We start from the raw sequence: 18,442 nt of genomic DNA on the forward strand, positions 1-18,442 counted from the left end.
GCTTCATCGCGACCGCCGGTCCAGGGCGAGGTCCGTCCGGTGCACACCGGCCCGCTCTTCGTCGTCCAGCAGCGGCAGCAGTGCGTCCACTCGGGTCGACGTGCCGTCGACCGGCAGCACGGCGTCGGGTTCGACGTCCAGCCACGGAATCAGCACGAATGCACGTTCGTGCGCTCGCGGGTGCGGCAACGTCAGTTCCGGGTCGTCGCTGCGGATGTCGTCGCACGTGACGACGTCGACGTCGAGCGTGCGCGGACCCCACCGTTCGACCCGCACCCGGTCGGCGGCCGCCTCGAGTTCCTGCCCACGCCGCAGCCAGCCGTAGCCGTCGAGTGCGGGATCGTCGGCGACCAGGACCGCGTTGAGGAAGTCCTGCTGCTCGACCCCGCCCCACGGTGCCGTCGAATACACCGGGGAGACCGCGACGACCGCGTCACCCAGACCGTCGAGGACCGACTGCAGGTGGGCAAGGCTGTCGCCGACGTTCGAGCCGATCGACAGCACCGCGCGACTCATGGTCTCGACCTGTGCGCCACTACCGCGACGTCCGCGAAGGTCAGCGGGATCGGCGCGGACGGCTTGTGCAACACCACCTCGGTGCTCCGGACGCGGGGGTCGGTCATCACCCCGTCCGCGATCTCGGCGGCGACGGTCTCGATGAGGTCCCGGGAGGGGCCCGCGATGATCGCGGCCGCACGCTCGGCGAGGCCGCCGTAGTCCAAGGTGTCGTCGAGATCGTCCGACGCCGCGGCGGGCGCGAGGTCCATCCAGACGGTGATGTCGACGTAGAAGTCCTGACCGTCCTGCTTCTCGTGGTCGAAGACACCGTGATTGCCGCGAACCTTCAATCCGCGCAACTCGATTCGATCACTCACGTCCGGCTGCACCCCTCGTCCAGGCCTCGGCGACCGCGATGGCGTCGAGGGAGGCCTGCGCGTCGTGCACGCGCACTCCCCACGCTCCGTGGGTCGCGGCGAGGGCCGACACGACGGCGGTCGCGGTCTCCCGGCCGGCGGGGGGTCGGGGTTCACCGTCCGCATCCGCGAGCAGCGAACCCAGGAACCGCTTGCGGGAGGCGCCGACGAGGACTGGGAAGCCCAGCTCGTTGAACTCGGGCAGCGCCTTCAGCAGCGCCCAGTTGTGATCGGAGTTCTTCGCGAAACCGAGACCCGGATCCAGCACCAGCGAGCCCGGATCCACGCCGGCCTTCACGGCCAGGTCGACCTGCGTCATCAGTTCGTCCCGGACCTCGCGGACCACGTCGTCGTAGTGGTCGGCGGTGCCGCGGTGCACGTAGTCGCCGGCCGAACGCCAATGCATCAGGATCCACGGAACTCCGGCGTCCGCGACCACCGAGGCCATCGCCGCATCGGCCCGGCCACCGGCCACGTCGTTGATGATCGACGCGCCCGCGCCGATCGCGGCCTCCGCGACGGACGCCCGCATCGTGTCGACGCTGACGCAGATGCCCTCGGCGACCAGGTCCGCGATGACGGGGGCGACCCGTCCGGCCTCGACGTCGGGATCGACCCGCGCCGCGCCCGGCCGGGTGGACTCGCCGCCGACGTCGACGATGTCGACGCCGAGACGCTTCAACGCGAGACCGCGTTCGAGCGCCGCGTCACGATCGAGGAAGCGTCCGCCGTCGGAGAAGGAATCGGTGGTGACGTTCAGAATCCCCATCACCACGGTGCGGCCCGGTGAGGGCAGCTCGATCACGGTCACTTCCGCAGAATAAGGTCCAGAGCCTCGGAACGTGAGGCCGCGCTGGACTGGAGCAGACCACGCACCGCGGAGGTGGTGGTACTCGCACCAGGCTTGCGGATCCCCCGCATCGCCATGCACAGGTGCTCGGCCTCGATGACCACGATCGCACCGCGCGGATCGAGCTTGCGCATGACGGCGTCGGCGATCTGACTGGTCAGACGCTCCTGGACCTGCGGGCGCTTCGCATACAGGTCGACGACGCGGGCCAGCTTCGACAGACCGGTCACCTTGCCCGTCCGGCCGGGGATGTACCCGACGTGCGCGACCCCGTGGAACGACACGAGGTGGTGCTCACACGTGGAGTACAGCGGAATGTCGCGGACCAGCACCAGCTCCTGGTGACCCTCGTCGAACGTCGTGTTCAACACGGTGTCCGGGTCGGTGTACAGGCCCGCGAAGACCTCGCGGTACGACCGCGCCACGCGGGCGGGCGTATCGCGGAGTCCGGGACGATCCGGGTCTTCACCGATCGCGATCAGCAGTTCCCGCACCGCAGCCTCGGCACGCGGCTGATCGAACACCCGGCCTGTCTCGAGTGCCACGGGCTCACTACCGAGATGATTCACCGACAACCGAAACTCCTCCAGTACCGGGACCGATCGTCCCGAAGCAACAGCCTAGTGTCGGGCGGATCAGTTCGATCCGTCCGGTCCTTTCCAGGCCCTCGTCTGCGCATCGTCGTCCCCGGTGCCCCGCTGCTCGTGCGGCGGATTCCACTGGTTCCCCGGACCCTGGTCGGTCCCGGGACCCTGGTTTCCGGGGTACTGCCCCTCCGGGCTCTGGTTGCCCGGATCGCGGGGCGGCCAGCCCGGAGCCGACCATCCCGCGGGGGCGCCGTAGTCGGGACGCGGCTGCGTCATGCCGCCCTGCGGCCGGGCCGGAGCGGGCTGCGAGTAGCCGTTGGCGGGCGCCGGCTGCGGGTACTGCTGCTGCGGCGGGGTCTGCTGCGACTGCTGCTGCGCGAACACCGGTTGGGGTTGCTGCGGCCACGGCTCGCCGCGCTCGGTAGCGAGTTCCCGCGGCGTCTTGACCGGCGGCTTGTCGGACGGGGTCCGGTGCCCGAAGTCGTTGAACGCCGTGATCCGGGGGCGCTTCTCGACGCTGTGGAAGATCTTCTCGAGATCCTTGCGGGTGAGGGTCTCCCGCTCGAGCAGTTCGGTGGCCAGGATGTCCAGCACGTCGCGGTACTCGTTGAGGATCGCCCACGCCTCGGTGTGCGCGGCCTCGATGAGGTTGCGGACCTCTTCGTCGATCTCGCGTGCGACCTCGTGGGAGTAGTCGGACTGCTGCCCCATCGACCGGCCCAGGAACGGGTCGCCGCCCTCCTGGCCGTACCGCACGGCACCCAGCCTGGCGCTCATGCCGTACTCGGTGACCATCGACCGGGCGATCTTCGTCGCCATGTCGATGTCGGAGGACGCACCGGTGGTGGGCTCGTGGAACACGAGTTCCTCGGCCGCGCGGCCACCCATCGCCATGACCAGGCGGGCAATCATCTCGGACCGCGTCATCAGGCCCTTGTCGTCCTCGGGCACCGTCATCGCGTGACCGCCGGTGCGGCCGCGGGCGAGGATGGTGACCTTGTAGACCGGCTCGATGTCGGGCATCGCCCACGCGGCGAGCGTGTGCCCGCCCTCGTGGTACGCGGTGATCTTCTTCTCGTGTTCGCTGATGATGCGGCTCTTGCGGCGGGGGCCACCGACGACACGGTCGACGGACTCCTCGAGCGAGGCCTCCGTGATGACGGTGCCGTTCTCGCGGGCGGTGAGCAGCGCGGCCTCGTTGATGACGTTGGCCAGATCGGCGCCCGACATTCCGACGGTGCGCTTGGCCAGGCCCTCGAGGTCGGCGTGCTGATCGATCGGCTTGCCCTGCGAGTGCACCTTGAGGATGGCGCGTCGGCCGGCGAGGTCGGGGGCGCCGACCGGGATCTGCCGGTCGAAGCGGCCCGGGCGCAGCAGCGCCGGGTCCAGGATGTCGGGCCGGTTGGTGGCGGCGATCAAGATGACGCCGGTGCGGTCACCGAAACCGTCCATCTCGACGAGCAACTGGTTGAGGGTCTGCTCACGCTCGTCGTGACCGCCACCGAGACCGGCGCCACGCTGACGTCCGACGGCGTCGATCTCGTCGACGAAGATGATGCAGGGGCTGTTCTGCTTGGCCTGGTCGAACATGTCGCGCACGCGGGACGCACCGACACCGACGAACATCTCGACGAAGTCCGAACCGGAGATCGTGAAGAACGGGACACCGGCCTCGCCTGCCACCGCGCGGGCGAGCAGGGTCTTACCGGTTCCGGGAGGACCGTAAAGCAGGACACCCTTGGGAATCTTCGCGCCCAATGCCTGGTAGCGCGCCGGATTCTGCAGGAAGTCCTTGATCTCGTACAGCTCTTCGACGGCCTCGTCCGCACCCGCGACGTCGGCGAACGTGGTCTTCGGCATGTCCTTGTTGAGCTGCTTGGCCTTGGATTTGCCGAAGCCCATGACGCCGCCGCGACCGCCGCCCTGCATGCGGCTCATCACGAAGAAGAAGATGCCGAGCAGAATCACCATCGGCAGGACGAACAGCAGGATGGACGTTAGCCAGCTCTCCTGCGTGACCGTGGTGTTGTAGCTCTGCAGCCCCTTGTCGGAGATCTCGTTGAAGATCTGCTCGGACGCCGACGCCGGGTACTTGGCGAGGATCTCGGTCTTGCCGTCGGTGGCGTCGTTGCCGTCCTTCAGCCACAGGCGCACCTGCTGCTCCCGGTCGTCGATCTGCGCCTTCTCGACGTTGTTCGCGTCGAGTTGCGCGATCGCCACGGAGGTGTCGACACCCTTGAATCCGCGCGTGTCGTTGCCGAAGTAGCTGAAGGCATAGATCACCAGCAGGATGCCGGCAACTATCGCCAGGTTTCGAAACACAGTCTTACGGTTCATACAGGTCGGCCGAGATGGCCGGTCCTTTCGAGAGTGCGGGTCTTCCGGGTGCGCCTTCCGGCTGCCAACCGGACAAACCAGGTTACCGCGAAGGCACCCCGGCGACTCCAGGTAGCAGCCAACCGCTGTCGCGAGCGGTCTCTATTTCGTTCAACGCACGCGGCGGCCCATCGGTTCCCTCCGCCTCGATCCCGCTCCGGATGTGCGGGAGTTCACCGCGTGGGAGCAACCCTCGGCCAGCCGCCGCCGACCCGCTCGATGTGCGCGGCCAGGGCCAAAATCCTGGCCTCGCCACCGGGCGGCGCCGCGATCTGCACGGCCAGCGGGGTGCCCGAATGCGAGTGCGTGCCGACGGGGACACTGGCCGCCGGCCAGCCGACGAGATTCCACAGCGCACTGAGCGGGGCGTACCGCACGTTGGCCACGATGTTCGACAACCACGACCGCTCGCTCCACGTCGTCGCCGCGAGCGGCGGCTGCGCGAGCGCGGGGGTGATCACCACGTCGTAGTCCTCGAAGAAGGCGCGCAGCGAGTCCTCCAGCCTGTTCACCTGCTCCGGGCGGACGAACCGGCCCAGCGCGCGGCCCAACGCGACGTGCCTGCGGGTCCGCGGCTGCAGTCGCCTGGGGTCGAGGCCCTTCGCGTCGGCGGCCGTTCCCGCGGTCCAGCGGGCGAGAACCGGAATCAGGTTGACCGGGTACGGCAGCGTCGCGGGCTCCACGTCGTGGCCCGAGCCGGTCAGTTCAGTCCCCGCGCGCACGGCCGCGTCCCGCCACTGCGGATCGACCCTGGCCAGGAACGTCGGTGACCCCGACGCCACCGCGATCCGCAGCGGCTCCGACGGCCCGATCCGCGCGAGTTCGGGACGGTCGGCGATCACGGACAGCATGAGGGCGGCGTCGTCGACGGTCGTGGCGATGGGCCCGTTCTCGGCCATGCCGAACCAGGAGGTGGCGCCGAGTTCGGACGGCACGACTCCCCTGCCCGGTTTGATGCCGAACACTCCGCAGTTGGCCGAGGGGATGCGGATCGAACCGAGACCGTCGGTCCCGTGCGCCAGCGGCACCATTCCCGCGGCGACGGCGGCGGCCGCTCCCCCGGACGAGCCGCCGCAGGTCCGGGACGGATTCCACGGGTTGCGAGTGATGTGGCCGGGCGCGTCGGTGGTTCCCCACACCGCCAGTTCGGGGAGGGTGGTCAGGCCCACCACCACCGCTCCCGCAGCCCGCAGTCGCGCCACGACCGGATGGTCGGCGGCCCTCGGTTCGGCGCTGGTCGCGCCCGATCCCTCGCGCATCGGCAGTCCGGCCACGGGGATGACGTCCTTGATCGCGACGGGCACTCCGGCCAGTGGAAGCGTGGCCAGATCCGGTCGGCGGGACAGCGCCAGCGCTTCGGCTCGGGCCTGGTCGCCGAGAACTGCGGCGAACGCCTGGATCTTCGGTTCACGCTCTGCGATGGCCGCGAGCGCGACCTCGACGTGCTCCATCGGGCTCGAGACGCCCGAGCGGACCTGCTCGGCGACGACGACGGCTGAGGTGAACGGGGAGTCCCCCATCATCCGAGTATATGGTGCAGCGCAGCAGCGATTTCGAGTATTCGCGCTGGATACGGTAGGTCTGCGGGGTTACCATTCGCTTGTCCCTGGATGGGACTCTTCACACCGCTCCAGACAACCTCGATGTGCCCAGAGAACCCGCCCAGTAGAACCCTCGATGTGCAATGACCAGAGGAAACGGGTCGGGCAGAGACGGATCGGCCGCTGGATCGGACTCTGCCGAACGGACCGTCGGAGTCACGAACTCCGAACACGAGAGCAGCGAAGCGACGGTCGCGGCCGGCCCGCCGACGGTGACGGCTGAGCAAACCCTGTCCGCACGGACGATGACCGCCGAGCAGACCGCACTCGCCGAGCAAACTGCCGCGGCCGAACAAACCGCTGCCGCGGAACAGACCGCTGCGGCCGAGCGAACTGCTGCGGCCGAACAGACCGCTGCGGCCGAGCGAACTGCTGCGGCCGAACAGACGGCGGAGGCCGGTCCGACCGTGACCGCCCGGCAGCCGGACACGCTCATCACCATGCCGCCCGGCAGTGCGGCGCTCGACGACGTGGAGGTCGGGCAGCAGGTCGACGACTTCGATCTGCTGATGAGTCTGGGCAGCGGCGCGTTCGGCCGGGTGTTCCTCGCACGCCAGCGGTCGATGCAACGTCTCGTGGCGGTGAAGATCTCCCACGACAAGGGCAACGAGCCGCAGACCCTCGCCCAACTCGACCACGACTACATCGTCCGCGTCTTCGACCAGAGGCTGCTCGAGGACCGCGAACTGCGTCTGCTCTACATGCAGTACCTGCCGGGCGGCACCCTGCTGCGGGTCCTGCGGCGGGTGCGCGTCACGCCCGAACGGGAGCGGACCGGCAGCCTGCTGCTGGACGTCGTCGACGAGGAGATGCGGGAGAAGGGCGAGCTCAGGCCCACCGACTCGAGTGTGCGCGACGAGATCGCGTCACTCACCTGGCCCGAGACGATCGCGTGGCTGGGGCGGCGGCTGGCCGAGGCCCTCGACTACGCAGGCAAACGCGGCGTCCTGCACCGCGACATCAAACCCGCCAACATCCTGTTGACGGCGGAGGGTGTGCCCAAGCTCGCCGATTTCAACATCAGTTTCAGCGACTCCGTCACCGGGGCGTCACCGCTCGCCTACTTCGGCGGGTCGCTGGCCTACATGTCCCCCGAGCAACTCGAAGCGTGTCACCGCGGAATGCCGGGAACGGCGGCGGACCTCGACACCCGCAGCGACATCTTCGCGCTCGGGGTGATGCTGTGGGAGCTGATGTGCGGGCGGCGTCCGTTCCAGGACGAGGACGTGTCGAGCGAGTCGCTCGCCGCACTCGAGGCGATGCTGGACAGCCGCAGCCGCGACGTCGACCCGGAGTTCCTGGACCAGTTACCGGCCGACTGCCCGCCGTCGCTGCGCCGGGTATTGCTGACGTGTCTGGCGCCGAAGCCGGCCGACCGGTGGTCGTCCGGCGCCGAGCTGGCCCAGCAGTTCGACCTGTGCTTGAACCCGCGGGCCCGTGACCTCGTCGATCCGCCCCCACATTCCTGGCGCATGCGGTTGCGCCGGTTCGCGCTCCCGATTCTGGTTTTCGGTATCGCGGTGCCGAACGCCCTTGCCGGTGCGTACAACTACCACCACAACAAGATGCTGATCATCAGCAATCTGACTCCCGAGGCGCAGCAGTCGTTCGAGGGGATCCAGTTGGTGATCAACTCGATCGCGTTCCCGTTGGGCGCGATCATGCTGCTCTACTGGTGCCGCTACCCGCTGCTGGTTCCGCGGGGTCTGCGCAAGGGCCGGACGTACGACCGCCAGACCCTGGCCCGGGCCCGCACCGACACGTTGCTGCTCGGCGACCGCGTGGTGCTCGTGGTGTTCGGATTGTGGGTGATCGCGGGAATCGCCTATCCGATTTCCCTGCAACTGGCGGCGGGGAACGTGCCGCCGGGCGCGTACGTGCACTTCATCGCGTCGCTGATCGTGTGCGGTGCCGTGTCGGTGGCGTACCCGTTCTTCGTGGTGGCGTTCTTCGCGGTGCGCTGCATCTATCCGACCCTGCTACCGCAGGACATCGCGAGCAGCGCCGACGCGCACAAACTGCGGGGACTCGACCGCCGCAGCACGCTGTATCTCGCGGTGGCCGCGTCGGTTCCGCTGGCCGGTGTGGCCGGGGTGACGTTCCTGTCGCCCGACGAGATCACGCTGGTGATCATCGCGGTTCGCATCCTGTGCGTCGGCGGTATCTTCGCGTTCGTCGGCGTGTACTGGCTGTTCCGGCAGCTGGAGCAGGATCTGCGGGCGCTGGAACTCGCCGTGTCCCACGAAACCGCCCGCTGACGGGCGGGGTTCAGCCGCCGTAGACGGAGGGCTCGAGCGTTCCGATGTACGGCAGGTCGCGGTACCGCTCGGCGTAGTCGAGGCCGTAGCCGACGACGAACTCGTTGGGAATGTCGAAGCCGACGTTCGCGACGTTGATGTCGACCTTGATGGCGTCGGGCTTGCGCAGCAGCGTGACGACCTCGAGCGATGCCGGGTTACGCGTCGAGAGGTTGCGCATCAGCCAGGACAGTGTGAGACCGGAGTCGATGATGTCCTCGACGATCAGCACGTGGCGGCCTGCGATGTCCTTGTCGAGGTCCTTGAGGATGCGCACGACACCCGAGGACGACGTGGACGACCCGTAGGAGCTGACGGCCATGAACTCCATCTGGGTGGGGATGGGGAGGGCCCGCGCGAAGTCGGTCATGAAGAAGATGGCGCCCTTGAGGACACCCACCAGGAGCAGATCCCCTTCCGGGGCGCCCTCCGGGTAGCGCTTGGCGATCTCCTCGGCCAGTTCGACGGTACGTCGACGGATCTCGTCCTCGGAGATCAGTACCGATGCGATGTCGCCTTCGTACACGCGATCAAACCCTTCGTCGGTCGTCCAATCCGACGTTCAGCCTGCCACGTCGCCGTCGGACCACCAACCTCGCGTCCGGTGTTCCGCCCCCGACCGCCACCTGTCCCTGCCCCCGCCATCGGGCGACGAGGTCGTCCACCGCCCGCAACTGGGTGTCTCCGAGACCGCGTGCACCGGCCGCGAGCAGCCAGCTGCGCAGGACCCGCCTGCGGACGGGCGGCGCCGACAGGGCGAGGAGCGCCGCGTCGATTTCCCCGTCCACCACGACTTTCGCTTCGGCGTCGGCGGCCACCGCGTCGAGGACAGCTCCCTCCTCGCGCAGGTGTTCCCCGGTGCGGGCGAGGGCCCCGGCGACGCCGCCGCCGAGAACGTCCTCCAGCAGCGGCAGCACCTCGGTGCGCAGCCGCACCCGCACGAAGTCGGGTGAGCTGTTGTGCGGATCCTCGTGCGGGCTGAGGCCTAGTTCCACGCACGTCTGCCGGGTCACCGCGCGTCGCACGTCCAGCAGCGGCCTGCCCCACGGGCTGTCGTAGGGGCTCATCCCCCAGATGGATCGACCACCCGAACCGCGGGACAGCCCCAGCAACACTGTTTCGGCCTGATCGTCGAGGGTGTGTCCCAGCAGCACCGGGCGGGTTCCGCGCGCCGAGTCGAGGGCCCGGTAGCGGGCCTGCCGGGCGGCGGCCTCCAGCCCGCCGGTTCCGGTGACGTCGACGGGAAGCACCTCGGCCGACGCGCAGCCGAGGGCCCGGGCGCGCGCTGCCGCCTCGTCGGCGACGTCGGCCGACCCCGGCTGCAGCCGGTGATCGACGACGAGGGCGACAACCGAACGGGCCTCGGCGGCGGCCGCCGCCGTCAGGGCCAGCGAATCGGCGCCGCCCGACAACGCGACCGCGACGTCGCCGTCCGGGGCGTGTGCCGCGATCCAGCGCCGCACGGCGTGACGAACCTCGAGGATCGCCGGTTCCTCGGGAAGCACTGTCACCGGCTCGGTCCTTCGCGAATCAGCCCAGCACCCGGGACACCCAGGCGTCCGGTGCGTCGATCTCCGCGAGCCGGGGCAACGTGTCGGGGCCGGTCCACACGACGTTGAACCGGTCCATCCCGACCTTGTCCACGACGGCGTCGACGAACGCCTTGCCGCGCACGTACTGCGCCATCTTCGCGTCCATCCCGAGCAGCGCCCGGATGAGCCGCTGCACCGGGTTGCTCTTGCGGCGGCGCCGGCTGTCGAAGGCCGCGCGGATGGCGGCCACCGACGGCACGACCGCGGGACCGACCGCGTCCATCACGTGGTCCGCGTGTCCCTCGAGGAGGGTGCCGAGCACCAGCAGACGGTCGAGCGCGTCACGCTGCGGCTCGGCCTGGGTCGCGCGCAGGAGTCCGACGATGCCGCCCGGTGCACCCGACTCGTCGGGTTCCGTACGTCCACGGTCGCGCAGCGCGGAGGACAACCGGCCGACCATGTCGGTGATCGACTCGTCCTCGGCGGATCCGAGGATCTCCACCGACTCCTGCATGTACCCGGTGAGCCACGGCGACGACGAGAACTGCACCCGGTGCGTCACCTCGTGGAGGCACACCCAGAGCCGGAAGTCGCTGGGCTGCACCCGCAGTGTGCGCTCGACGGACACCACGTTGGGCGCGACGAGCAGCAGGGTTCCGTTGTCGCCGGTGAACGGGTCGTACTGACCGAGGATCGCCGACGACAGGTAGGCGAGCATCGCCCCGGCCTGAATGCCCGCCGGCTTGCCGAGCAGCATGCCGGGGGCGGCGTCGCCGCCGGTGAGTTGCGACATCGAATGCGCGGCGGCGTGGATCCACCCCGCCCGGTCGAGGATCTGGGCGGTGGGCACCGGCAGTCCGTCGGCGAGTCCGGTGACTTCCCGGACGGGCAGTTCGGCGCGCATCGACGCGTCGGCCAGTTCCGCGACCACGGTTTCGGCCGTGTACCGCGACGTGGCGGGCCCGCTGCGCGCCAGCCTCACCCCCGTCCTGGCTGCGAGTTTCCAGTCGACGGCACCGCTGAACGCATTTCCTTCGGCGGCCATCACTGGCACCCGCACGTGCGGAGCGCGGCCGCCAGTGCGTCGAGGGCGGGACGGCTGACCTCCGGTGGGCGGTCGTTGGACATCAGCGCGAACGTGAGGACGCGCCCGTTCTGGTCCACCACGTAGCCGGCGAGGGCGCTGGCCGTGGACAGGGTGCCGGTCTTCGCGCGCACCCATCCGGCGCCGGTGCGGTTGCCCGACGCGTACCGGTCCGACAGGCTGCCCGTGGCGCCTGCCACCGGCAGGTAGTCGAGCATCGGCCGCAGGGCGGGATTCCCCTCCCCGGCGGCGGCCGTCAGCACCTGGTCGAGGGTGTGCGGCGCGATGCGGTCGTCGACGGACAGCCCGCTCGCGTCGTGCAGCGTGAGCCCCGACAGATCGAAGCCGGCACCGGTCAGGGTCTGGCCGATGGTCGCGACGGCGCCCGCGAACGATGCTTCCGCGCCGGCATTCATGGCAACCTCCCGCCCGATCGCTTCGGCAAGCACATTGTCCGAGTGTTCCATCATCTGCCGCAACCGGTCGCGCAGCGGCGCGGACTGCACACTCGCAACCGTGGCGGCTCCGGGTGCCGCGACCCCCGACGCGACCGCCGACGGGTCGACGCCGAGCGCATTTGCCAGCGTCCGCCCGGCGTCGAGCGCGGGCGTCGAACTACGCGGCGACTCGTCCACGAGCGGGTCGGCGCGTCCGCCGTCGATCATGATCGGCTCGGTGGGGGTGATGAATCCGGCGCCGACATCGGTCGGGAACCATCCCTGCGCCATGGTGTCGCCCGAGTAGATGCTCGTGTCGACCACGATGCGCGTCACCTGGATGCCCGCGTTCCGGATCTGATCGACCAGTTGCGAGATGTGCGCCGCACCCGGGTAGTAGCCGTTCTCCCCGACCGGCTTCGCGGTGAGAGTGGGATCACCACCGGCGACGAGGACGATCTCCCCGGGAGCCGCCCCCTGCACCACCTTCGTCGTGACGCGGTGGTCGGACGGCAACGACAGCAGCGCGGATCCCGCGGTGAGGACCTTGGTGGTGGACGCAGGCGTCATCGGGGTCTGCGGGTTGACGCTCCACAGCACCTGACCGGTGACGGCGTCGGCGACCGTTCCGCTGAACTTGCCGAGGTCCGGGTTGGCGGCGGCCGGACCGACCGCCGCGGCGATCCCCTGCGCGCTCGGCATCGGCGCGTCGTCCGGGACCGGCGTGACCTGCGGGGCCGCGATGATCGGTGCCGGTTCGGGGGCGATCGTCAGTTCGCCGCGCCCCGCCGACGCGTTGTGCGCGCCCACCGCGACCACCAGCACGGCGGCCATCGCGAGCACCACGACGACGACCGACGCGAACAGAATTCGCATGTTCCGACGGTGGCGTCCCGCCAACGAGCCCATCTTCTTCTTTCCCTGGCCCGGCAACGCGCCTCCGTCTTCACTGTGATTCGTGGGTGGTCAGACAACCAACCTTATCCTCGACCCGATATCCTCTCCCCGAATCATCATCGACACGACAGCGAGGAATCGGCGTGGAGTTCGACGTCACCATCGAGATCCCCAAGGGTCAGCGAAACAAGTACGAGGTCGACCACGTGACCGGTCGCGTGAAGCTGGACCGCTACCTGTACACCGCGTTCGGCTACCCGGCCGACTACGGCTTCATCGAGAACACCCTCGGCGAGGACGGCGACCCGCTGGACGCGCTGGTCCTGCTCCCCGAGTCGGTGTTCCCCGGCGTCATCGTCGAGGCACGCCCCGTGGGCATGTTCAAGATGGTCGACGAGGCCGGCGGCGACGACAAGGTGCTGTGCGTGCCTGCCGGCGACCCGCGCTGGGACCACATCCAGGACATCGGCGACGTCCCGCAGTTCGAACTGGACGCCATCAAGCACTTCTTCGTCCACTACAAGGACCTCGAGCCGGGCAAGCACGTCGAGGGCGCCGACTGGGTCGGGCTCGCCGAGGCGAAGGCCGAGGTCGAGGCGTCGATCAAGCGTCTGAAGGACAACGGCGGGCACTGAGCCTGACGTTCTTTTCAGCGGCGTCCAGTTCCCCGGCTATCGGGTGGGCTGGGCGCCGTTGCCGTCTCTACTCCCCCGCGTCGCCCCGGGCCGCGGCCTGGAGCCCGGACTCGCTGCGCAGGGGTACTTCCTTCCACAGCACGGTGAGGACGAAGGCGACGACGGCGAGCATCGACACGGTGAGGAAGACGGATCCGATGGCGTCGGCGAATCCCTCCCGGAACGGCAGGGCGAGCACGTCGTCGAGCTTTCCGATCACCGAACTGTCCGTGAGGACGCCGCTGACGCCCGCGTGGTCGGGGCTGAGCATTCCCTGACCCATGGCGGCCTCGGCGGGGTCGTTGCTCTGCGCGGCGGCGACCACTGCCCGCCGGAAGTCGGATGTGCCCGCTGCGGCCGTCACGCGCTCGCCGATGGCCGGGGTGAGGCGGGAGAAGAGGATCGACAGGAAGATCGCGACGCCTGCGGTGCCGCCGATCTGCCGGAAGAAGGTGGCCGCTCCGGTCGACACTCCCATGTCCTGCGGGGGCAGGGCGTTCTGAATGGCGAGAGTGAGCGGCTGCATCAGGTTTCCCAGACCGAGTCCCAGGATCAGCATGAAGGCCATCACGACGGGCATCGGCGTGTCGGCTGCCAGCGTGTGCAGCAGGAACGCGCCGACCGCGATGAGGGCGGTCCCAAGGATTGGGAAGTACCGGTATCGCCCTGTCCGGGAGATCATCTGACCACTGACCACCGAGCCGGCCATGAGGCCGAGGACCATCGGCAGGATCTGGAATCCGGCGAGGGTGGGACTCGAGCCCTTCACCACCTGCAGGTACTGGGGCAGGAGGCTGATGCCGCCGAACATGACGGCGCCCACGACGAGGCTGATGACGACGCCGAGCGCGAACGTGCTGTTGCGGAAGAAGCGCATCGGGATGAGCGCGTCGTCTTTCATCGCGAGTTCCACGAGCACGAAGGCGAGCACACCGAGGACGCCGATCACGTAGCACGCCAACGACTTCGAGTCGCCCCACCCCCAGGTGTGCCCTGTTCGGCGACGATGAGCAACGGCACGACACCCACGGCGAGGGCGATCGCGCCCCACCAGTCGATCCGCCGGCTTCCGCCCGATCGTCGAGGGAGGTGCAGCACCCTGGAGACGACGGTGAGCGCGACCAGACCGACGGGCACGTTGACCAGGAAAACCCAACGCCAGCCGTCGATTCCGAGGATCGCGTCCTGCCCGGCGAACAGTCCGCCGAGGACCGGCCCGAGCACGCTGGACGTGCCGAACACGGCCAGGAAGTAGCCCTGATATTTGGCGCGCTCACGAGGGGAGACGATGTCGCCGATGATGGTGAGCGCCAACGAGAACAGACCGCCGGCGCCGAGTCCCTGCACCGCACGGAAGGCCGCGAGCATATACATCGACGTCGAGAACGTACACAGGACCGAGCCGATCACGAACACCGTGATGGCGAACATGAAGAACGGCTTGCGGCCGTAGATGTCGGACAGTTTGCCGTAGAGCGGCGTTGCCAGGGTCGCGGTGACGAGGTAGGCGGTGGTGGCCCACGCCTGCAACGAGTAGCCGTCGAGGTCGTCGGCGATGGTGCGGATCGCCGTCGCCACGATCGTCTGATCGAGCGCAGCGAGGAACATGCCGAGCATCAACCCGCTGAGTACAGCCAGGATCTGCCGGTGGGTGTAGGCCACCGGCGTTTCGACCGAATTCGACACTGTTTCCTCGCTGCGCTGGTCGTTTACTTGTAGTCGGCAAGTATGCGAGCGCAGCGAGGATTCGGGCAACTGATGAACTGGGCTTTACCTGCGGATAAGCGTCCACCCCCGACAGTGCGGACGGATTACTCGCCCTTGAACTCGGGGGTGCGCTTCTCGAAGACGGCGGTGATCGCCTCGGTCAGGTCCTGCGAGGGCAGGAACGCGGCATTCCACGCGGCGACGTAGCGCAGGCTGTCGTCGACGGCGGCCGCACGGGAGTGGTCGAGGACGTCCTTGATGCCGTGCACGACGAGCGGCGGGTTCGCCGCGATCTCGCCCGCGCTGGCGTGCGCGGCCGCGAGGACGGCGTCGGCATCGGCGTAGACACCGTTGACGAGACCGATCTTCTCCGCGCGACCCGCGCCGATGTCCTTGCCGGTGAGTGCGAGTTCCCGCAGATGTCCGTCGCCGATGATGGCGGGCAGCCGGGCGAAGCTACCCATGTCGGCGACGATCGCGACCTTCACCTCACGGATGCTGAACTGGGCGTCCTCGCTGGCGTACCGGATGTCGCACGCGGAGATGAGGTCGACGCCGCCGCCGATGCACCAGCCCTGGATGGCCGCGACCACCGGCTTGCGGCAGTCGGCGACCGCGTTGATGCCGGACTGCATCCGCTTGATCATGTCGTGGAACGCGGTGCGCGGGCCTGCCTGCGCCTTGTCCGCGAGGACGGAACCGAAGCTGCCGCTCATGGCGGGCAGGTCGAGGCCGAAGGAGAAGTTCTTGCCCGAGCCGGCGATCACCACGGCCCGCACGTCGGGATCGGAGTCGAGTTCGCCGAAGATCTCGGGGAGTTCGCTCCAGAAATCCGGCCCCATCGCGTTGCCCTTGCCGGGTCCGATGAGCGTCACCTGCGCGACGTGATCCTTGCGCTCGACGGTGAACGCATTCCAGGTCTTCTGTTCGGTCATTACTCGAGAGTAACCTCCGCTGGCCGGTGTCCGGCGAAATACCCTGGAGGTCTCTGCACCGTCTGCGAACGGACAGCCGCGATGACGCACCGGACGGCCCCGGATGGCGACGCCCTGGTCGTCGGCGCCGGAATGGGCGGTCTGCTGGCCGCGGCGGCGCTCGGCAGCACGTTCCGCAACGTCGTCGTCCTCGACCGCGACGTCCTGCCCGACGAGGCCACGGCGCGCCGGTGCGTGCCGCAGGCCCGGCACGTGCACGCCCTCCTCGCCGGTGGGCAGGCCGCGATGGAGGACCTCCTGCCGGGTCTGGTGCCCGAACTCCTGGCCCTCGGAGCCACCGCGGGCGACGCGCTCGGCGACATCCGGTGGATCGTCGACGGGCATCGGATGGCCCGCGCGACCAGCGGGGTTCCCGGCATTCTCGCGAGCAGACCGCTGGTCGAGCGGCAGGTGCGGCGGCGGGTCCAGGCCCTGCCGAACGTGCGGATCCTGGACCGTTCCGACGTCACGGGTCTCGTCCTGGACGACGGGAGGGTGACCGGCGTGACCGTGCAGCACCGGGGCGGCGTCGCACCGGAGGTCGTCGGGGCCGATCTCGTCGTGGACTCGTCGGGCCGCAGTTCGCAGAGTGTCGCCCGGCTCGGCGCGCTCGGGTTTTCGCCGCCGCCCGAGTCCCAGGTGGCCGTGGACGTCAGCTACGCGACGAGGCACTTCCGGCTCGACCCGCCGCACCTGGACGGCGATTCCGGCATCGGGATGGCGCCGGGACCGTCGAGTCCGCGCAGCGGATTCGTGGGCGTGCAGGAGAACGGCACGTGGATCGTCACGCTCGCCGGGTACGGCGACGACGTGCCGCCGCTGGATCCGGGCGGCTTCCTCGAGTTCGTGAAGTCTTTCCCGGCCCCGGACATGTACGACGCGCTGCGCACGGCCGTGCCGGTAGACGACGGCGTGCGCTACCGGATCCCGACCACCGTCCGGCGGCACTATTCGGCCGACGATCTGCCGTCGAACTATCTGCCGTTCGCGGACGCCATCTGCTCGTTCAACCCCATCTACGGTCAGGGGATGAGCGTCGCCGCTGTGGAGGCGCAGATCTTGCGGGACTGCCTGCGGTCGGGATCCACGCATCTCGCGCGCCGGTTCCTCCGGAGGGCGAACCGGTGCATCGATCCCGCGTGGAATCTCACCGTCGACAACGACCTCCGGATCCCGGCCGTGCCGGGACGACGGTCGGCGCGGGTCCGGTCGGTCAATGCGTACGCGGCCCGGCTCGATCGGGCGGCGTCCCTCGATCCGGCGGTGGGGGCGGCGTTTCTCCGGGTGACGCATCTTCTGGACCGGCCGGGCGCGTTGCTGCGGCCGGCGACCGTGCTGCGGGTTCTGCTCGCCTCCCGCTGACGGACCGTCGCAGGATTACCTGTATGTTGACGTCACAGATACCTGAAGGATCTGCGCCGCCACGAGAGGAAATCCGTGCTCGACATCGCCTGGAACCCGACGCTGAACACGCTGACCCGCAACGCCTGGCGACTGTCCTTCGGCGGCGGCATCGCACCGGTCCAGCGCACCCCGTCGACGCGGATCCACGAGGCACTTCATCAGGACCTGTACCGGTTCGACGGTTCCGACACCGACGACGACCGGCCCATCCTCCTCGTGCCGCCGCTCGCCGCGCCAGCACAGTGCTTCGACCTCCGGCCCGGCCAGAGCCTGGCCGCACACCTGGTCGAGTCGGGCAAGGCCACGTATCTCGTCGACTACGGAACGATGGGCTACGCCGACCGCGGCCTCGGATTCGAGGACTGGGTGGACGACTTCATCCCGGCCGCCGTCGACCGGGTGTCCCGGCTCCACGACGGCGCACCCGTCGACCTGATCGGCTGGAGCCTCGGCGGAACGATGTCGCTGCTCACCGCCGCGGGCCGAAGCGATCTGCCGATCGGTTCGGTGACGGCGATCGGCACGCCGATCGACTACGAGTCGGTGACCATGATCGCGCCGCTGCGGGCCGTCGGCCGGTTCACCGGCGACCGCCCCCTCACCACCGCCACAGGGGCGATGGGCGGACTGCCCGCGCCGCTGGTCCAGGCCAGCTACCGCTTCACCGCACTCCAGCGTGAACTCACCAAGCCGTGGTTCATCGCCCGGAACCTGCACGACGCCGAGACCCTGGCCCGCATGGAGTCCATCGACCGGTTCATGGCCGACATGCCCGGGTACCCCGCACGCTTCTTCCGCCAGGTCTGCACTCAGCTGATCCTGGGGAACGCACTCACCGAGGGGAGCTTCGCGACCCGGAACGGCGCAATCGCGCTGGCCGATCTGACGGTGCCGGTCCTCGCCATCGGCGGCACCGAGGACGTCATCGCGCCGATCCCGTCGGTCCGGGCGGCGACAGACGTGCTCACCGGGTCACCGTCGGTGCGGTTCGAGTCCGCGCCGGGCAGCCACCTGGGACTCGTTGCGGGCCCGAAGGCCAAGGACTCCACGTGGGCACACATCGACGGCTTCCTCGACGGGGTCGTCGCACAAACCGCCTGAAATCTGT

The 18,442-nt window shown here is 69.2% G+C and carries 15 protein-coding genes and 1 pseudogene; 4 read left to right on the forward strand and 12 right to left on the reverse strand.

The genetic code is table 11. The annotated features are described in order from the left end of the window. Positions 1–3 precede the first annotated feature (3 nt). The 6 genes from folK to JWS13_RS21110 form a co-directional block, all read right to left on the reverse strand. Complete coding sequence (gene folK / locus JWS13_RS21085) at positions 4–516, reverse strand: 2-amino-4-hydroxy-6-hydroxymethyldihydropteridine diphosphokinase (RefSeq protein WP_206007340.1); 513 nt, start codon at positions 514–516, stop codon at positions 4–6. Next, entirely contained in the window at positions 513–875 is a 363-nt protein-coding gene (gene folB, locus JWS13_RS21090) for a dihydroneopterin aldolase (RefSeq protein ID WP_206007341.1), read from the reverse strand. The genes folK and folB overlap by 4 nt, the downstream gene beginning before the upstream one ends. Continuing rightward, positions 868–1,725 (reverse strand): dihydropteroate synthase, encoded by an 858-nt coding sequence (folP, locus tag JWS13_RS21095; protein WP_083395653.1) that lies wholly within the window; start codon positions 1,723–1,725, stop codon positions 868–870. Before folP ends, folB begins: the two co-directional genes overlap by 8 nt. Further along, a complete protein-coding gene (gene folE, locus JWS13_RS21100; protein WP_043826734.1) occupies positions 1,722–2,339 on the reverse strand; it encodes a GTP cyclohydrolase I FolE in 618 nt (205 codons plus the stop codon). The genes folP and folE overlap by 4 nt, the downstream gene beginning before the upstream one ends. Positions 2,340–2,399: 60 nt before the next feature. Beyond that, positions 2,400–4,688 carry an ATP-dependent zinc metalloprotease FtsH gene (gene ftsH, locus JWS13_RS21105; protein ID WP_206007342.1) on the reverse strand — a complete coding sequence of 763 codons (2,289 nt, stop codon included), beginning with the start codon at positions 4,686–4,688 and terminating at the stop codon, positions 2,400–2,402. A 212-nt stretch (positions 4,689–4,900) separates the two neighbouring features. Then, the gene (locus JWS13_RS21110; RefSeq protein WP_206007343.1) at positions 4,901–6,247 is read right to left on the reverse strand and encodes an amidase; all 1,347 of its coding nucleotides are present in this window, start codon (positions 6,245–6,247) and stop codon (positions 4,901–4,903) included. A gap of 164 nt (positions 6,248–6,411) precedes the next feature. On the opposite strand from JWS13_RS21110, the gene JWS13_RS21115 reads away from it, so the two are divergent. Further along, positions 6,412–8,586 carry a serine/threonine-protein kinase gene (locus tag JWS13_RS21115; protein ID WP_206007344.1) on the forward strand — a complete coding sequence of 725 codons (2,175 nt, stop codon included), beginning with the start codon at positions 6,412–6,414 and terminating at the stop codon, positions 8,584–8,586. A gap of 10 nt (positions 8,587–8,596) precedes the next feature. Here JWS13_RS21115 and hpt read toward each other — a convergent pair whose 3' ends face one another. The 4 genes from hpt to dacB are packed head-to-tail and all read right to left on the reverse strand — an operon-like array spanning position 8,597 to position 12,587. Beyond that, positions 8,597–9,151: a hypoxanthine phosphoribosyltransferase gene (gene hpt / locus JWS13_RS21120; RefSeq protein WP_072947351.1), complete on the reverse strand. Its 555-nt coding sequence runs from the start codon at positions 9,149–9,151 to the stop codon at positions 8,597–8,599. A gap of 4 nt (positions 9,152–9,155) precedes the next feature. Beyond that, positions 9,156–10,136 carry a tRNA lysidine(34) synthetase TilS gene (gene tilS, locus JWS13_RS21125; RefSeq protein ID WP_206007345.1) on the reverse strand — a complete coding sequence of 327 codons (981 nt, stop codon included), beginning with the start codon at positions 10,134–10,136 and terminating at the stop codon, positions 9,156–9,158. A 19-nt stretch (positions 10,137–10,155) separates the two neighbouring features. Then, complete coding sequence (locus JWS13_RS21130; protein ID WP_206007346.1) at positions 10,156–11,202, reverse strand: zinc-dependent metalloprotease; 1,047 nt, start codon at positions 11,200–11,202, stop codon at positions 10,156–10,158. Beyond that, positions 11,202–12,587, reverse strand: a complete 1,386-nt coding sequence (gene dacB / locus JWS13_RS21135; protein WP_206011677.1) for a D-alanyl-D-alanine carboxypeptidase/D-alanyl-D-alanine endopeptidase — start codon at positions 12,585–12,587, stop codon at positions 11,202–11,204. Before dacB ends, JWS13_RS21130 begins: the two co-directional genes overlap by 1 nt. Positions 12,588–12,718: 131 nt before the next feature. Here dacB and JWS13_RS21140 point away from each other — a divergent pair, with 131 nt between their 5' ends. Beyond that, positions 12,719–13,210, forward strand: a complete 492-nt coding sequence (locus tag JWS13_RS21140) for an inorganic diphosphatase (protein WP_124391753.1) — start codon at positions 12,719–12,721, stop codon at positions 13,208–13,210. Positions 13,211–13,277: 67 nt separating this feature from the next. Here JWS13_RS21140 and JWS13_RS21145 read toward each other — a convergent pair. Both JWS13_RS21145 and JWS13_RS21150 read right to left on the reverse strand, forming a co-directional pair. Then, a pseudogene (locus JWS13_RS21145) lies at positions 13,278–14,935 on the reverse strand (MDR family MFS transporter). Between the two features lie 125 nt (positions 14,936–15,060). Continuing rightward, positions 15,061–15,891, reverse strand: a complete 831-nt coding sequence (locus tag JWS13_RS21150) for a crotonase/enoyl-CoA hydratase family protein (RefSeq protein ID WP_206007347.1) — start codon at positions 15,889–15,891, stop codon at positions 15,061–15,063. 81 nt (positions 15,892–15,972) lie between these two features. Here JWS13_RS21150 and JWS13_RS21155 point away from each other — a divergent pair, with 81 nt between their 5' ends. Beyond that, positions 15,973–17,292, forward strand: coding sequence for an NAD(P)/FAD-dependent oxidoreductase (locus JWS13_RS21155; RefSeq protein WP_206007348.1), 1,320 nt, complete (start codon positions 15,973–15,975; stop codon positions 17,290–17,292). Positions 17,293–17,367: 75 nt separating this feature from the next. After that, on the forward strand, positions 17,368–18,435 hold the full coding sequence (locus JWS13_RS21160) for an alpha/beta fold hydrolase (protein ID WP_206007349.1): 1,068 nt from the start codon (positions 17,368–17,370) through the stop codon (positions 18,433–18,435). Positions 18,436–18,442: the final 7 nt, after the last annotated feature.

Origin of the sequence: Rhodococcus pseudokoreensis (genome assembly GCF_017068395.1) — a bacterium.
In the GTDB taxonomy this organism is placed as follows: domain Bacteria; phylum Actinomycetota; class Actinomycetes; order Mycobacteriales; family Mycobacteriaceae; genus Rhodococcus_F; species Rhodococcus_F pseudokoreensis.

What these genes read in the sequence shown, in the direction of transcription:
- folK (WP_206007340.1), bottom strand. Translation starts at nt 516, where the DNA reads ATGAGTCGCGCGGTGCTGTCGATCGGCTCGAACGTCGGCGACAGCCTT.
- ftsH (WP_206007342.1), bottom strand. Translation starts at nt 4,688, where the DNA reads ATGAACCGTAAGACTGTGTTTCGAAACCTGGCGATAGTTGCCGGCATC.
- JWS13_RS21110 (WP_206007343.1), bottom strand. Translation starts at nt 6,247, where the DNA reads ATGGGGGACTCCCCGTTCACCTCAGCCGTCGTCGTCGCCGAGCAGGTC.
- JWS13_RS21115 (WP_206007344.1), top strand. Translation starts at nt 6,412, where the DNA reads ATGACCAGAGGAAACGGGTCGGGCAGAGACGGATCGGCCGCTGGATCG.
- JWS13_RS21130 (WP_206007346.1), bottom strand. Translation starts at nt 11,202, where the DNA reads ATGGCCGCCGAAGGAAATGCGTTCAGCGGTGCCGTCGACTGGAAACTC.
- dacB (WP_206011677.1), bottom strand. Translation starts at nt 12,587, where the DNA reads ATGGGCTCGTTGGCGGGACGCCACCGTCGGAACATGCGAATTCTGTTC.
- JWS13_RS21150 (WP_206007347.1), bottom strand. Translation starts at nt 15,891, where the DNA reads ATGACCGAACAGAAGACCTGGAATGCGTTCACCGTCGAGCGCAAGGAT.
- JWS13_RS21155 (WP_206007348.1), top strand. Translation starts at nt 15,973, where the DNA reads ATGACGCACCGGACGGCCCCGGATGGCGACGCCCTGGTCGTCGGCGCC.